Origin of the sequence: Nocardia sp. NPDC058640 (assembly GCF_042716995.1) — a bacterium.
Lineage (GTDB): Bacteria > Actinomycetota > Actinomycetes > Mycobacteriales > Mycobacteriaceae > Nocardia.
On the sequence record NZ_JBHXRG010000001.1, the window covers coordinates 986,564 to 1,000,727 of the forward strand.

The window sequence follows — 14,164 nt, forward strand, 5'->3', positions numbered from 1 at the left end:
CAAAAATTCACCCCCGCGAAGCGCAGAGCAATCCGTCGCCGATCGGGATCAACACACTGGTCAGCTCGGGATTCTCCGCGATCGCGCGAGTCGCCGCCCGCACCGCCTGCGTCGCCGGATCCCGCTGTTCGGGATCAGGAACCCGCCCGCCCAGCAGCGCGTTGTTGAGAATGAACGCCCCACCCTCGCGCAACAACCGCACACCCTGTTCCACGTAATGCGGGTGTTCCATCGGCGCCGCGTCGATGAAGACCAGGTCGTACGAGCCCTCGGCCAACCTCGGCAGCACGTCCAGCGCCCGCCCGTTGATCAACCGCGTGCGCGACGGCGTGATCTGCGCGGCCCGGAACGCCTCCTTGGCCGCGCGTTGGTGCTCGGGTTCGGAGTCGATGGTGGTCAGCGTCCCGTCCTCACGCATCCCGTCGAGCAACCACAGCCCGCTCACGCCTGCCCCGGTCCCGACCTCCACGACCGCGCGCGCACCCAGCATCTGCGCGTACATGGTCAGCAGCGCGCCGACCGACGGGGGCACCGGCGCGGCACCCAACTCGGTGGCCCGCTCGCGCGCTTCGAGAAGAACCTCGTCCTCGACGACGGATTCCTCCACATAGGCCAGATTCCGCTCCACGTTCGATGCCACAGCTAAGAGGCTAGGCCACCGGAGCGGTCTGTGTATTCAGCGAAGGGACCGATTCGGCACTGTGTCTTCCAAGTCGTCGTACAGATCCCCAACATTTGCCCACAGTTTGCGGATCGGTCACAACCACGTCTGGACAGCTGGTTTCCCGTCGCGGCCGGGTTTAGGGTCGGGTGTGGGAAGAATTCTCAGGTCACGCTCAGGATCTCCACACCTGGCCCATATCGGGACAGGAAATAGTTGCCCTACACAAGGCCAGCAAGGCCAGCCGATCGCGGCGGGTACGAGGCGCGGGAACAACCACACACAGTTGCTGGTTGATTCCGGTTAGCAAGGTTCGCTGATCCGAACCAGCCAGGTTTCGTGCCAGCGGTCCCGAGTAGGAGGTGTCCCATCCCGATGGTAGACACGGCGCGTCCAGACGCCACCGACCAGACTCTGTCCGCCCAGCTCCTCGCGGCAGAAGCCGAATTACTCGACGCCGAACTCACCGGCACCGCTGTCTTCGACGCCACCGGCGATCGCGCCACCATGCCCTCCTGGGACGAACTGGTCCGCGAGCACGCCGATCGCGTCTACCGCCTGGCCTACCGCCTGTCCGGCGACGCCCAGGACGCCGAGGACCTCACCCAGGACACCTTCATCCGAGTGTTCCGTTCGCTGCAGAACTACCAGCCCGGCACCTTCGAAGGCTGGCTGCACCGCATCACCACCAACCTGTTCCTGGACATGGTCCGCCGCCGCAACCGCATCCGCATGGAGGCGCTGCCCGAGGATTACGACCGGGTGCCCGCCGAGGGCCCCACTCCCGAGGACGCCTACCACGACGCGCGCCTGGACCCCGACCTGCAGAAAGCACTGGATTCGCTGGCACCGGAGTTCCGTGCCGCGGTGGTCCTGTGTGACATCGAGGGCCTGTCCTACGAGGAGATCGGCGCGACGCTGGGCGTGAAGCTGGGCACCGTGCGCAGCAGGATCCATCGCGGCCGGGCGGCACTGCGCGAGTACCTTGCGCATAATGGAAGTGAGCAGCGGTACTCCGCTGAAGCCCACCTGATGTGATCGAGTTCGAACGTCATCACGGGGCGCTTTCAGTTGATGTCGGTCGGAAGGAAGAATCGCGAATGAGCGTGGACCCCACAGCCTCAGGTCGTTCTCCGCGCTTTCAGCCCACCGAGCATCTGGCCAGCGAGGCGGTCGCGGCGTTCGTCGACGGCGAATTGCGGATGAACGCGTATCTGCGTGCCGCCCAGCATCTTTCGGTCTGTCCCGAATGCGCGGACGAGGTCGATGCCCAGCAGCAGGCGCGGATCGCGTTGCGTCGGGCGGCCGAAGTCGCGATTCCGCGCAGCCTGCACGACAGCCTGTCGCGCATCCCGCTGGCCGATCTACCCGGCAACGCACCCACTCCGCCCCGCCGTAACGAGGCGTTTCTCGGATTCATCACAGATTCCTTCACCGCGACCCGGTGGACAACGCGGCGGCGCAAGTAGAGTCTGCGACGTGACTGGCGAATCGACGAATACCGGATCGGCCGACCACTCGGATTCGGGGGCTGACACTCGGGGCAATCTGCGTCCCACCGACGCACCGACACTGGGTCCGCGCCCGGTCCTGCGGCCGCACATCGACAGCCACACCGCCCGCGCGTTCCGCCGCCCGAGCGGACAGGCGGGCTCGTTCGCACCGCACGACCCGCACCGGGCCACCCAGAACGGCGCCGACGAGGGCATGACCCAGCGTCCGCCGGACGGCGTGCTCGCCGAGGCCTTCGCGCGCCCCGACGGTTCGTCGGAACTGCTGCAGCGCGAACCCGGCGCCGATGAACCCAAGACGGTGATCGCGGGTCCTGTGGATCCGTGGCGTGATCCCGACGCCGCGGCCCGGCTCGGTTCGCCCGCCGTCGAAACTCCGCCTCCTGCCCGGCTGCCGGTCGCTTCGAAGCTGAGTGCCCGCGAGGTGCTGTTCGGTTCGCGCGTGGCACCCAAGGCTCTCGCGGTGTTGGCCGCGCTCGCGCTCGGTATCGCGGTCGTGGGCGGGCTGGTCGGGCGGATCACCGCCGAGACCGCATCGGACCTGACCTCCCGCAAGGTCACCCTGGATCAGAGCGCCGGCGTGGAAACCCCGCACAGCCAGATCGCCGCGGTGGCCAATGCTGTTCTGCCGTCGGTGGTTTCGATCCGGGTCACCGTCGGCGACAACGGCGCGACCGGTTCCGGCGTGGTGATCGACGGCGGCGGTTACGTGGTCACCAACAACCACGTGATCTCGATGGCCGCCACCGACAAGTCCAACCGGGCCGCGATCCAGGTGCAGTTCTCCGACGGCAACCGGGTGCCCGCGCAGATCGTCGGGCGCGACCCCAAAACCGACCTGGCGGTACTGAAGGTGGAGGCGAAGAACCTCACCGTGGCCGATCTCGGCAAATCCGCCGACGTGCAGGTCGGCGACGACGTGCTGGCCGTCGGTTCGCCGCTGGGCCTGAGCAAGACCGTCACCTCCGGCATCGTCAGCGCCCTGCACCGCCCCGTGAAGCTCGCCGGCGAAGGCAGCGACACCAACGCCGTGATCGACGCCGTGCAGACCGACGCCGCCATCAACCCCGGTAACTCCGGTGGCGCGCTGGTCGACATGCAGGGCCGGGTGGTCGGCATCAACACCGCCATCCGCAGCGAGACCGGCGGTTCGGTGGGTCTCGGCTTCGCGATCCCGGTCGACGTGATGACCACGGTCACCCAGACGCTGATCCGCGACGGCCAGATGCACCACCCGGTGATCGGCCTGAGCGCGCGCACCAAGACCGTGGCCAACGAGGTGATGAGCGGCGCCGCCGTGGCCGACGTGGTGCCGGGCAGCCCCGCCGACAAGGCAGGCATCGTCGAAGGTGACGTGGTCGTGAAGATCGGCGACCGTGAAGTCACCGGACCCGACGAGCTGGTGGTCGCCGTGCAGCAGCACAAAATCGGCGACCGGGTGAACGTGCAGTTGATCCGCGATGGCAGGCAGGTGGACGTGCCGGTCACCCTCGAATCCGACTGACCTGCGGTGGCGCGGGCCGGGTAACCTGGATCTGTGTTCAGTAGCATCGGGTGGAGCGAGATGATGATCCTGCTCGTCGCCGCCCTCGTGATCCTCGGCCCGGAGCGTCTGCCCGGAGCTGTCCGCTGGACCACCGGTGCGCTGCGCCAGGCCCGCGACTACGCCAGCGGCGCCACCACGCAGCTGAAACAGGAACTGGGCCCGGAGTTCGACGACCTGCGCAAGCCGCTGGCCGAACTGAACGAGCTGCGCGGGATGAGCCCGCGGGCGGTGGTCACCAAGCATCTGCTCGGCGGTGACGATTCGGTGCTGCGCGATCTCGAGAAGGCCGTGCCCGACAAGCAACAGCTGTTCGGCACCAACAGCGGCATGCCCGCCACGCCCGCCCCGCAGAAGTCGCTGGAACGCAACGAGCGGCCGCCGGTCGACTACGACGCGACGTAAACACACCGCACGGTCGGCATTTGCTGCGAGATCGCGTGGGCGGCGCTATGCGGCAACGACCTGGCGAGTCCGGGATTGCCGAAAACCGCGGGCCGAGATCGTTGCCGCGCAAGACAGTTCGATGTCAACAGTTACAGACACACAACGGTGTTCAGCTGTCTAGACTTCGCACATGTCGGCCGATGACGTGGCACGAGTTTTCGCGATCGAGGACAAGGTCGAGAGACTCAAAGCAGCCACCGACGGGGTGGCGGCTGCACAGCAGACCATCAACGAACTCACCAGGATCCGGCGGGCCGTGATCCGAGAACTCCATGCCGACGGCTGGACGTTCGCCAGGATCGGCGCCGCCGCCGGATTGTCGCGTGCGCGCATCCACCAGGTGAGCACCCAGGGTCCGGTGCCCGAAGGACTGTTCTTCGGACACGGCACACTGACCGTGCTCGCCCCGGAAGTCCGCGCGGGCAGGCTACTGGGCGCGCCCGACCCGCAGGCCGCCCAGCGCATGGCCGAGCTGCTGCGACAGCTGGGTTTCGCCGCGAACGTCGAGACGTTCCTGCCCGGCAGGCCGATCGACCTCAATCGCGACGGTCTCGTGGTCCTCGGCGGGCCCGAACTGTCGCCCAGCCTGCGTCAGCTCGTCGTGGCCGATCCCCGTCTGCGCCGAACGGTCACGCGGGCGGGCGACACCCGACGCGGCATCGAAGACCGGGCCGCGCGTCGGGTCTACCGTCCCGGCGGCACCGAACCCCACGACATCGCCTACCTCGCCCGCCTGCCCCGCCCCGACCGGCGCGGCAGCATCATGCTGATCGACGGGCTGCACCCGCCCGGCTCACTGGGTGCGATCCGGTTGCTGGCGACCCGGCTGGCGACCCTGCACGAGCGCGCGAGCAGTCATTTGTTCTCGGTTCTCATCGCTGTCCGGTACGACCGCGCCACCGGCGAACCCGTCGACGCGGACCTTCTCACCCCGGTCTACCGCCATGAAACGGACCCAAAGTTGGCTACGACCCGGGTTCGGCCATAGTCGGCTCTAAACTCGCCGTGCTTAGTGATCTGCATCACTGTACTGTTATGGATCACAGTCCGTCCGCGATGGTTAGATTGCTAGCGAGTAACCGAGTGTGAGTAGGTGAGCATCACATGTTCTCGTCTCCCGAGGCCAGCGCATGCCGGGTTCTGCCCGTGCGTGCCGCGGTCCATCCACGACCAGTTCCCCCCTTCGACGCGCAGCCGACCACCGGCGACGTCATCGTCACCACCCATCGCGTGACCTACAGCGACCGTTTGAAGGTCTTCATCGGCCCGCACGAGGACGTGGACAGTTTTCTGCGCCCGTTGCGCCGGATGGACGGTCATCAGCGGTATTCGCTCGATCTGACCGTGCTACCCGAGCCGGTCCCCGCCACCGAGGTCACCACATCGGTGAGTTCCGCGCGCGGCGACCTCTCGCTGGGGTGCGCCGGTTCGGCCGACGCGATGACGCTGCAGCTGCGCACGACGGTCGACCACGTCACCCGGCGGTTCACGCTCGGGTTCCCCGGCGGGCGGCTCGGGCTGCCGACGGTGTACCTGCCGCACGGCGACGAGGACACGTACGTGTATCCCGAGGAGGTGTTCACCGCCGACAACGCGGTGGAGATCTTCCGCGATTTCTTCCATGACGGGGCGATTCCCGCCGGTCTGCAGCAGCGCGAGATTCTCGACTAGCGGTTTCTCGGCTGGATTCGCTCGGCGCGCGGGAATGCTCGGAGATAGCTAGGCTGGTCAGAAGGTCACACCGTGTCGATGGGTGGCCGGGAGAGGCCGGTGCGTGATGCGTGATCTGCTCGGGCAGGTGCTCGAACTGCTTCCCGATCAGGCGGTCGCGCTGGCCAGGATCGTCGACCGGACAGGCGCGGGACCACGCGAGACCGGAGCCGCGATGGTCGTGACCGCCGACGGCCGCGTGCTCGGCTCACTGTCAGGCGGTTGTGTCGAATCAGCGGTGCTCACCACCGCCCACCAGGTACTGATCGACGGCCAGGCCTGCCTAGAACGCTTCGCCGCCGCCGACGAACTCGCCGTAGGCCTACCCTGCGGTGGCGAGATCGAAGTCTTCGTAGAACGCCTGGACCACACCGACCTCCCCCGCCTGCGAGCCCTCCACACCGCACTCGCAGCCCACCACCCCGTCGCCTACGCCACCACTCTCGAGTCGACCCCCGACCGAAAACTCCTGCACCCCGGCGACTCCCACCCCTGGCGAGGCCTCGACCAAGACGCCGCAGCCCTACTCACCGCAGGCCACAACGGCCTCATCGGCGCCCAAGACTGCACCCCCGCCGCAGCCGACCGCCCCCGAACCTTCGTCCAGGTCTTCCACACCCCCGCCCGCATGATCCTGGCCGGCGCCAACGACTACACCCGAGCCCTCTCCGCCGCCGCCACCACCCTCGGCTACCACGTCACCGTCGTAGACGCCCGCGAAACCTTCACCACCCCAACCCGTTTCCCGGCCGCCCACGAAGTAGTCGTCGACTGGCCCCACCGCTACCTGGAAGCGGAACAAGCCGCAGCCCGCATCGACGCCCGCACAGTAGTCTGCGTCCTCACCCACGACCCCAAATTCGATGTCCCCCTACTGTCTTCAGCCCTACGCCTCCCCCAAGTCGGCTTCATCGGCGCCCTGGGCTCCCGCCGAGCCCACACCGACCGCACCACCCGCCTGCAGGAAGCAGGCTTCACAAAACTCGAAATAGCCCGCGTCCGAAGCCCTCTCGGCCTCGACATCGCCGCCCACACCCCCGAAGAAACCGCCATCTCCATCCTCGCCCAAATCCTCGCAGACCGAGGTGCCGCCACCGCCCAACCCCTCACCACCCTGACGGGCCCGATCCACCGCCGCTGACCCCGCAAATCACCTATGAGCGGTCCCGCAAACGGCCAGGGTGACCACCCGCATCTGACTCAGTTCTGCGGGCCGACGCACAGAATGAACCCCCGCTCGGAGTGCGTGAACTGCGTGGATGGAATTCCCGCACAGTCCTGCACACCACTCGGCCGATCCGGCGAACCGACCACCTTCAGCAACACGCGCCCCATCGCCGCGGGGTCAGCGCACGCGACCTTCTGTAGACGCACCTCGTTGCCGAACCATCCGACCTCCACCCGCCCCACACACTGTCCCGACGTCACCCGCTGCATCGATTCATCGATGGCGATCTGGTCGGCAAGGTAGAACAGGGAGACGACCCCGAACACGACGGCGAACGGCAAGCCGAATCCGAGGGCACCGAGGCGACGAAACAGCGGCTTACCAGGGTCCATCGGGGTGTGACCCCAGTAGGTTTCGGGTGTGGGGAGTGCCGCGAGCCGACGCCGGGTCATCGCGTTGACGACGAAACCGCCCAGGTTGTAAATCAGTGATTGGATGCCCCACCACCCGAACCACGCACTGGTGACGGTGATCTCGCGGTACGTCGCCAACCCACAGTCCCGGCAGAACGGCCCCGCCTCGGTAGTTTCCACTCGAAAGATCAGCAGCCCCCAATGACCGACGAGGTCTACGTCGATCGCGGGTGAGGCCCCGCAAATCCGACACCGGACACCATCGAAGGGAAACTCGTCCATCATCGATCTTCTTCTCCCGCACCGTGATTCACCAGAACCGACGAACAGTACGGACCACCGTCTACGCCTGCAACCCGCAGCAAAGGCAGCGGGATCAGTCGGGCGACTATGTGTGTGACGTCGTCTATCCGACGACAGCGAAAAGGGCACCTCGTCGAGGAGTGACAAGGTGCCCTTTCGAGCGTTCTACGCTGCGACTTGTTCTGGGCGAAGGGTTTTCATCGGGGGGCGGTCTTCGAGGGAGACCGCGGTGGTGTGGGCGATGAATTCGCCCTCTATCAAAGGGAATTGGGTCAGGGGGGCGCCGGAGTCGGGGACTCCGCTGCGACGTAAGGCGGTGCCGAGGATTTGGCGACTCATGACGCCGAGGTCCGACAGCGGGCGGTTGCGGTGGGTGCGCACGCCTAGGTTGACCTGGGTGATCGCGTCCATGCCCATGGCGTCGTAGGTGTCCAACAGCAGACCGATTTCAACGCCGTACCCGGAGGCGAACGGGACCGAGGTGAGTAGTTCGCGGGTGCCGGCGTATTCGCCGCCGAGTGGCTGGATGACCTGGGCCAGTTCGGGGCGCAGGGCGGCCAGGAGCGGGCGGGCGACGAGTTCGGTGACTCGGCCGCCGCCGTTGGCGTCTACGGACTCTCCCTGGCGCAACGGGCGACGGTAGTAGGCCTTGGACAGGTGGGTGCCTTCCATCATCAGCAGCGGGCCGAGGAGTTTGGGCACGAAGTCGGGGTCGGGGTCGATCAGGTCGGAGTCGACGAAGGCGATCAGGTCGCCGGTGGTGCAGGCCAGGGAGCGCCACAGGACCTCGCCCTTGCCGGGGACCGGTTCGAGTTCGGGAACCGCTTCCTCGCGGGTGAACACCTGCGCTCCGGCGGCGCGTGCGCGTTCGGCGGTGGCGTCGGTGGACCCGGAGTCGAGCACGATCAGTTCGTCGACCAGGGTGCCCAGCAAGGGTGCGATGCTGGCCACGACGTCGGCGACGGTGTCCTGTTCGTTGAGCGCGGGCAGCACCACCGAAACGGTGCGACCCGCCTTGGCGGCGATGAGTTCGCGCACCGTCCAATCAGGGGTGTCCCAGCTGTGGGTAGTGGCCCAGGCGGGCTCGCGGTGTTGGATTTTCATGCCAGACCTCGCAGAGTTCGTGCGGGGGGCCGGATGCCCTGGATCGCGGCGATCATGTCCACGACCCGCCGGGTCTCGGCGACTTCGTGAACCCGGAAGATCCGAGCGCCTGCGGCGGCCGACCATGCGGTTGCCGCCAGTGTGCCCTCGACCCTTTCGGTAAGACCTACCCCTAGAGTCTCCCCGATAAAATCCTTGTTGCTCAGTGCCATCAGTACTGGCCATCCGGTTTTTACAAGACCGTCGATTCCGCGCAACAACTCGAGCCCGTGATAGGTGTTTTTTCCGAAATCGTGGGTGGGATCGATCACGATGCCGTCGGCTCGCACGCCCGCAGCCGCGGCATTTTCGGCCGCGGCGACCAGAGTCGCGGTCACTTCGGCCACCACATCGGCGTACCGAACCCGGTGCGGGCGGGTGCGCGGAACCGCGCCGCCGGTGTGGCTGCAGACGATGCCCGCGCCGGTTTCCGCCGCGACGGCCACCAGGTCCGGGTCGGCGCCCGCCCAGGTGTCGTTGATCAGCTCGGCGCCCTCGGCGACCGCCGCGCGCGCGACCTCGCTGCGCCAGGTATCCACACTGATCAACAGGTCGGGATACTTCGCCCGAATCGCCGCGACGAACGGCACCACGCGCAGTGTTTCCTCGGCCGCGTCGACGCTGACACCGGGTCCGGCCTTCACGCCACCGATATCGACCATGTCGGCACCCTCGTCGACCGCGCGGGTGACGCGTTCCATCGCGGCCTCGTCGGAGAACGTGGCGCCCCGGTCGTAGAACGAATCGGGCGTGCGGTTCACGATCGCCATCACCAGGGCGCGGTCGGTGGCCACCGGCCGCCCACAGAAGGTGGAAAGCGCCGACGAGCTACTCATGTGCTTTCCCACCCCTCCGCGACTTCTGGCCAGACGAATTCAGACGTTACCTTCGCTAGCGCGGGGCCGCACCGGCGGCAACGTCAGCGGCGTATTCGGGGTAAGCGGGGATGTAGCCGTCGACCGGACCCGACAGCACGTAGAGCTGACTGTCGGAGTCGGGCTCGTACCCCTGTTTGCGCAGTTCGACCTTGCGGCTTTTGAACGTCGAGGTCTGTTCCAGTTCGGCGACCACGCGCACGTACAGCGGGACCGCGTACAACGGCAGCCGACTGTAGACCGACGCGGCCAGCGACTTCCCGTCGAACGGGTGGTCGTCGGCCAGCTTGATCGCCGCCATGCCGGCCTTGCCGTCGGTGCCCGGAATGTCGACACCGAACACGACGGCCTGGTCGACACTGTCGTGGGCTCCCAGCGCCCCTTCGACCTCGGTGGTGGCCACGTTCTCGCCCTTCCACCGGAAGGTGTCGCCGAGCCGGTCGACGAACGCGATGTGCCAGAAGTGTTGATCGCGCACGAGGTCGCCGGTGTCGAACCAGCAGTCGCCCTTCTTGAACCCGTCGCGCACGAGTTTGGATTCCGACGCCTTCTTGTCGGTGTACCCGTCGAAGGGCTGGCGGTCGTTCACCTTCGCCAGCAGCAGCCCGACCCCGCCGGACCGCACCTTGCGCAGTTTCCCGTTGGGTCCGCGGCGGGCCTGGCCGGTCTCGTCGTCGTACTCCACGACCGCGTACGGCAGCGGGCACAGTCCGGCGGTCCGGTCGACGCCGAACGCGTTGACGAACGCCAGCGGCGCCTCGCTGGACCCGTAGAACTCCACGACCCGACCGATCCCGAACCGGCTGCGGAACTCGTCCCACAGTTCCGGCCGCAGCCCGTTGCCCACGGCCAGCCGCACCCGGTTGCCCTTCTCCGCGGGCCGCACGGGCTGGTTGATCAGGTATCGGCACAGTTCGCCGATGTAGATGAACGCGGTGGCTCGCTCGCGCGCGATCTCGTCCCAGAATTTCGAGGCGGAGAACTTGCGGCTGAGCACGTAGGTCGATTCGCCCGCGAGCACCGCCGACAGCGCGACCGTGAGCGCGTTGTTGTGATAGAGCGGCAGGCAGCAGTACAGGGCGTCGTCGGCGCGCAACCGGACGCCGAGCCCACCGAGCCCGGCCATGCTCTTGGTCCAGCGCTGGTGGGTCATGACGCTGGCCTTGGGCATGCCGGTGGTGCCGGAGGTGAAGATCAGGAACGCCCGCTCCCCCGCCCTGACCTTCTCACAGACGGCAGGGTCGGAATCGGTTGCGGTGCGGGCGGATTCGGCCAGTTCCTCGGCGGACAGGACGTTGCCGGCAGGCTCGGGCAGCGAATCCAGCGCTTCAGTGCACTCCTCGCCCACGATATTGAGCACGCTGCCCAGCAACGAAATACTGTGTGCGAGAACCTGATCGCGCTGGTTGTAGTTGAGCAGGCCGACAGTGGCGCCGAGCTTGAGCACAGCCAGCACCGTGAACAATGTTTCGGGCCGGTTGGTCATCAGCACGCCGACCACGTCACCGCGAGAAACACCGCGTTCGGAAAGCACTGCGGCGTAACGGTTCACCTCACTGTTGGCGGCGCGGTAGGTATACGAGCGGCCTTCGAAACGCAGGAACACCCGGTCGGGCCTGCGGTGCGCGACCCGCTGAAAATACAGCCCAATGGAGGCTTTGTCCTTGGGCCCCACCAGCATTCCGCGCGCGTTGCGCAACATGCCGGGGGCGTCCAGTGCCATGCCGGGCAGGGCTTTGGCCAGGTCGAACACGCTGACCGTGTCGCGGGAAGTGTTGCTCACGTCGATCTCCTACTGTGCGGCCGCGGCCGGTGCCAGCGCGGCGAAGGCGGCGGGCAGGTCAGTGGTCACGATAAGGCGGTCACGGGCCTGCTGCGGCACAATCGCGCGCTGCGACAATTCATCGATCCAGCGAAGCAGACCGTCGTAGAAACCGTTGGCATCCAGCAGCACAACGGGTTTGGCGTGTTCGCCGAGGTAGCCGCCGGTCCAGGTCTCGAACAGTTCTTCCAGGGTGCCGATACCGCCGGGCAGGGTCAGGAAGGCGTCCGCGCGTTCTTCCATGAGCTGTTTGCGTTGGCGCATGGTGTCGGTGACCAACAGCTCGTCGGCGTCGACATCGGCAACTTCCTTGTGCACCAGGTGTTTCGGGATCACGCCGACGGTGTGCGCACCACCGGCGCGCGCCGCGGTGGCCACCGCACCCATCATCGACACGTGACCGCCGCCGGACACCAATTGCCAACCGCGCCGAGCGATTTCGGTACCGACGCGCGCGGCCAGGCTGATCAGTTCGGGATCGGTGGTGCTGGCGGAGCAGTAGACACAGACGGAGTAGCTCACCACTGATCCTCGGTACCCAGTCGTTCGATGTCGGCCTGGTCGCCGATTTCGCCCTGGATGATCCGCACGACCTCGTCGACACTGTCGGTGAGCTGGATCAGATCCAGATCCTGCGGCGAGATCTTGCCCGAACCGGCCAGCGAGTCGCGCATCCAGTCGACCAGACCCGACCAGTACGCGGTGCCGAACAGGATGATGGGAAACCTGGTGATCTTCCGGGTCTGCACCAGGGTCAGCGCCTCGAACAGTTCGTCGAGCGTGCCGAACCCGCCGGGCAGGCACACGAACGCCTGCGAGTACTTCACGAACATCGTCTTGCGCACGAAGAAGTACCGGAAGTTGATGCCGAGGTCGACCCACTCGTTGAGCCCCTGCTCGAACGGCAGCTCGATCCCCAGCCCGATCGAGAACCCGCCGGCCTCCGAGCACCCCCGGTTGGCCGCTTCCATCGCGCCCGGCCCACCACCGGTGATCACCGCGAAACCGGCCTCGGTGAGCGCGGCACCGATCGCCATGCCCGCCGCGTACTCCGGATGATCGGGACCGGTACGCGCCGAGCCGAACACCGTCACCGCGGGCGGGATCTCCGCCAGCGCGCCGAACCCCTCGACGAACTCGGCCTGGATCCGCAGCACGCGCCACGGGTCGGTGTGCACCCAGTCGCTGTCCTGCCGCGTGTCGAGCAAGTTCCGGTCGGCGGTCCGCACGCCGGGCTTGCGCTCCCGACGGAACATCACCGGCCCACGGAACTTCGGTTTGACCTTCCCAACCTGTTCATCAGCGGAATCGGTAGACATGCTCCCAACCTACTGTGTCGCGGGCAGGCTCCGTCAGGGGCGCGACAGGTAGGTCCGCAGCATGGCGGTGACGGCGGTGATCTGGCTCAGCGGGACGTGTTCGTCGCGTTTGTGGGCGAGATTGGGGTCGCCGGGGCCGAAGTTGACCGCGGGGATGCCGCGCGCGGCGAACCGGGACACATCGGTCCAGCCGTACTTGGCGCGCACCCCGCCGCCGCCGTGGGCATTGACCGAGTCGATGAGCGTGCGGGCCGCGGGGGCGGTGAGGCCGGGCAGCGCGCCGGGTGAGAAGTCGGTGACTTCGAAGGCCACATCGAGCCCGTCGAAGACCTCGCGAACGTGCGCGATGGCCTGTTCGACGCTGCGATCGGGAGCGAAACGGAAGTTCACATCGACCTCGGCGACATCGGGCACCACATTGCCCGCGACACCACCCGAAACCCGCACGGCCGACAGTCCCTCGCGATACACGCAACCGTCGATATCGACCTGCCGCGCCTCATAGGCCGACAACCGCGCCAACACTTCCGCGAGATCGTGAATCGCGTTCTCCCCCAACCATGCTCGGGCCGAATGGGCTCGAACGCCGGAGGTGGTCAAGCGCACCCGCAAGGTCCCCTGGCAGCCCGCTTCGATCCAACCTGCCGAGGGCTCACCGAGAATCGCCAGATCGCCTTCGAGCCATTCCGGCAGTTCCCGCTCGATATGCCCGAGGCCGTTGAACTCCGCGGCGATCTCCTCGCCGTCGTAGAAGATCAACGTCAAGTCGTGGGCGGGGTCGGCGATGGTGGCGGCCAGGTGCAGGAACACCGCGTCGCCGGACTTCATATCGACTGTGCCGCAACCGAACAGCACCGGTTCACCGTCGACCTCGTCGGGTCGGCTCGGCACGTTGTCGGCGATCGGCACCGTGTCCAGATGCCCGGCCAGAATCACTCGCGTGGGCAACCCGCGCTGCGTGCGGGCCAGCACCACGTTGCCGTGCCGCACCACTTCGAAGCCGGTGGTCTGCTCGCGTAACGCCTGCTCGACCATGTCCGCGATCTTGGCCTCGTCGCGCGACACGCTGGGCACGTCGACGAGGGCGGCGGTCAACTGGATGGGGTCGGCACGCAAATCGAGGGTCACATCTCGACACTAGTACGGGACCGAGAGGGACGTGACGAGTCCGGCACGGCGAGGCCAGACCGGCATAATCACGCAATTCGGCTTCTTCCGGTCAGAAAACTGACTGGAAACGGTCGAAGTG

Annotated in this window: 15 protein-coding genes; 7 read left to right on the forward strand and 8 right to left on the reverse strand. The window is 66.9% G+C overall.

Translation table 11 applies throughout. The annotated features are described in order from the left end of the window. Positions 1 to 7 precede the first annotated feature (7 nt). Positions 8 to 640, reverse strand: a complete 633-nt coding sequence (locus ACFWU5_RS04750; protein ID WP_379240053.1) for an O-methyltransferase — start codon at positions 638 to 640, stop codon at positions 8 to 10. A gap of 396 nt (positions 641 to 1,036) precedes the next feature. On the opposite strand from ACFWU5_RS04750, the gene sigE reads away from it, so the two are divergent. The 7 genes from sigE (at position 1,037) to ACFWU5_RS04785 (ending at position 7,013) form a co-directional block, all read left to right on the forward strand. Further along, complete coding sequence (sigE, locus tag ACFWU5_RS04755) at positions 1,037 to 1,699, forward strand: RNA polymerase sigma factor SigE (RefSeq protein ID WP_379240051.1); 663 nt, start codon at positions 1,037 to 1,039, stop codon at positions 1,697 to 1,699. A 62-nt stretch (positions 1,700 to 1,761) separates the two neighbouring features. After that, a complete protein-coding gene (locus ACFWU5_RS04760) occupies positions 1,762 to 2,130 on the forward strand; it encodes a hypothetical protein (protein ID WP_379240050.1) in 369 nt (122 codons plus the stop codon). 10 nt (positions 2,131 to 2,140) lie between these two features. Beyond that, a complete protein-coding gene (locus ACFWU5_RS04765) occupies positions 2,141 to 3,676 on the forward strand; it encodes a S1C family serine protease (RefSeq protein WP_379240049.1) in 1,536 nt (511 codons plus the stop codon). A 33-nt stretch (positions 3,677 to 3,709) separates the two neighbouring features. Continuing rightward, positions 3,710 to 4,120 carry a Sec-independent protein translocase protein TatB gene (gene tatB / locus ACFWU5_RS04770; RefSeq protein ID WP_379240048.1) on the forward strand — a complete coding sequence of 137 codons (411 nt, stop codon included), beginning with the start codon at positions 3,710 to 3,712 and terminating at the stop codon, positions 4,118 to 4,120. A gap of 172 nt (positions 4,121 to 4,292) precedes the next feature. Then, a complete protein-coding gene (locus tag ACFWU5_RS04775) occupies positions 4,293 to 5,150 on the forward strand; it encodes a hypothetical protein (RefSeq protein WP_379240047.1) in 858 nt (285 codons plus the stop codon). Positions 5,151 to 5,266: 116 nt separating this feature from the next. Continuing rightward, on the forward strand, positions 5,267 to 5,833 hold the full coding sequence (locus ACFWU5_RS04780) for a hypothetical protein (protein ID WP_379240046.1): 567 nt from the start codon (positions 5,267 to 5,269) through the stop codon (positions 5,831 to 5,833). A 106-nt stretch (positions 5,834 to 5,939) separates the two neighbouring features. After that, positions 5,940 to 7,013: an XdhC family protein gene (locus ACFWU5_RS04785; protein WP_379266170.1), complete on the forward strand. Its 1,074-nt coding sequence runs from the start codon at positions 5,940 to 5,942 to the stop codon at positions 7,011 to 7,013. A 59-nt stretch (positions 7,014 to 7,072) separates the two neighbouring features. Here the strand turns inward: ACFWU5_RS04785 and ACFWU5_RS04790 are convergent, their stop codons facing one another. The 7 genes from ACFWU5_RS04790 to dapE all read right to left on the reverse strand — a co-directional run bounded on the left by ACFWU5_RS04790 (position 7,073) and on the right by dapE (position 14,043). Further along, a complete protein-coding gene (locus ACFWU5_RS04790) occupies positions 7,073 to 7,633 on the reverse strand; it encodes a hypothetical protein (protein WP_379266171.1) in 561 nt (186 codons plus the stop codon). Between the two features lie 288 nt (positions 7,634 to 7,921). After that, positions 7,922 to 8,860: a glucosyl-3-phosphoglycerate synthase gene (locus ACFWU5_RS04795; RefSeq protein ID WP_379240043.1), complete on the reverse strand. Its 939-nt coding sequence runs from the start codon at positions 8,858 to 8,860 to the stop codon at positions 7,922 to 7,924. Beyond that, a complete protein-coding gene (folP, locus tag ACFWU5_RS04800; protein WP_379266172.1) occupies positions 8,857 to 9,735 on the reverse strand; it encodes a dihydropteroate synthase in 879 nt (292 codons plus the stop codon). Before folP ends, ACFWU5_RS04795 begins: the two co-directional genes overlap by 4 nt. Positions 9,736 to 9,790: 55 nt before the next feature. Beyond that, positions 9,791 to 11,557: a long-chain-acyl-CoA synthetase gene (locus tag ACFWU5_RS04805; RefSeq protein WP_379266173.1), complete on the reverse strand. Its 1,767-nt coding sequence runs from the start codon at positions 11,555 to 11,557 to the stop codon at positions 9,791 to 9,793. A 9-nt stretch (positions 11,558 to 11,566) separates the two neighbouring features. Then, complete coding sequence (locus tag ACFWU5_RS04810) at positions 11,567 to 12,118, reverse strand: TIGR00730 family Rossman fold protein (RefSeq protein ID WP_379240040.1); 552 nt, start codon at positions 12,116 to 12,118, stop codon at positions 11,567 to 11,569. Then, positions 12,115 to 12,915: a TIGR00730 family Rossman fold protein gene (locus tag ACFWU5_RS04815; RefSeq protein ID WP_379240039.1), complete on the reverse strand. Its 801-nt coding sequence runs from the start codon at positions 12,913 to 12,915 to the stop codon at positions 12,115 to 12,117. Before ACFWU5_RS04815 ends, ACFWU5_RS04810 begins: the two co-directional genes overlap by 4 nt. 33 nt (positions 12,916 to 12,948) lie before the next feature. Beyond that, positions 12,949 to 14,043 carry a succinyl-diaminopimelate desuccinylase gene (dapE, locus tag ACFWU5_RS04820; RefSeq protein WP_379266174.1) on the reverse strand — a complete coding sequence of 365 codons (1,095 nt, stop codon included), beginning with the start codon at positions 14,041 to 14,043 and terminating at the stop codon, positions 12,949 to 12,951. Positions 14,044 to 14,164: the final 121 nt, after the last annotated feature.

Coding starts and splice junctions, on each gene's coding strand:
- ACFWU5_RS04815 (WP_379240039.1), bottom strand. CDS start 12,915: ATGTCTACCGATTCCGCTGATGAACAGGTTGGGAAGGTCAAACCGAAG.
- sigE (WP_379240051.1), top strand. CDS start 1,037: ATGGTAGACACGGCGCGTCCAGACGCCACCGACCAGACTCTGTCCGCC.
- ACFWU5_RS04785 (WP_379266170.1), top strand. CDS start 5,940: ATGCGTGATCTGCTCGGGCAGGTGCTCGAACTGCTTCCCGATCAGGCG.
- ACFWU5_RS04780 (WP_379240046.1), top strand. CDS start 5,267: ATGTTCTCGTCTCCCGAGGCCAGCGCATGCCGGGTTCTGCCCGTGCGT.
- folP (WP_379266172.1), bottom strand. CDS start 9,735: ATGAGTAGCTCGTCGGCGCTTTCCACCTTCTGTGGGCGGCCGGTGGCC.
- ACFWU5_RS04775 (WP_379240047.1), top strand. CDS start 4,293: ATGTCGGCCGATGACGTGGCACGAGTTTTCGCGATCGAGGACAAGGTC.
- ACFWU5_RS04795 (WP_379240043.1), bottom strand. CDS start 8,860: ATGAAAATCCAACACCGCGAGCCCGCCTGGGCCACTACCCACAGCTGG.
- ACFWU5_RS04760 (WP_379240050.1), top strand. CDS start 1,762: ATGAGCGTGGACCCCACAGCCTCAGGTCGTTCTCCGCGCTTTCAGCCC.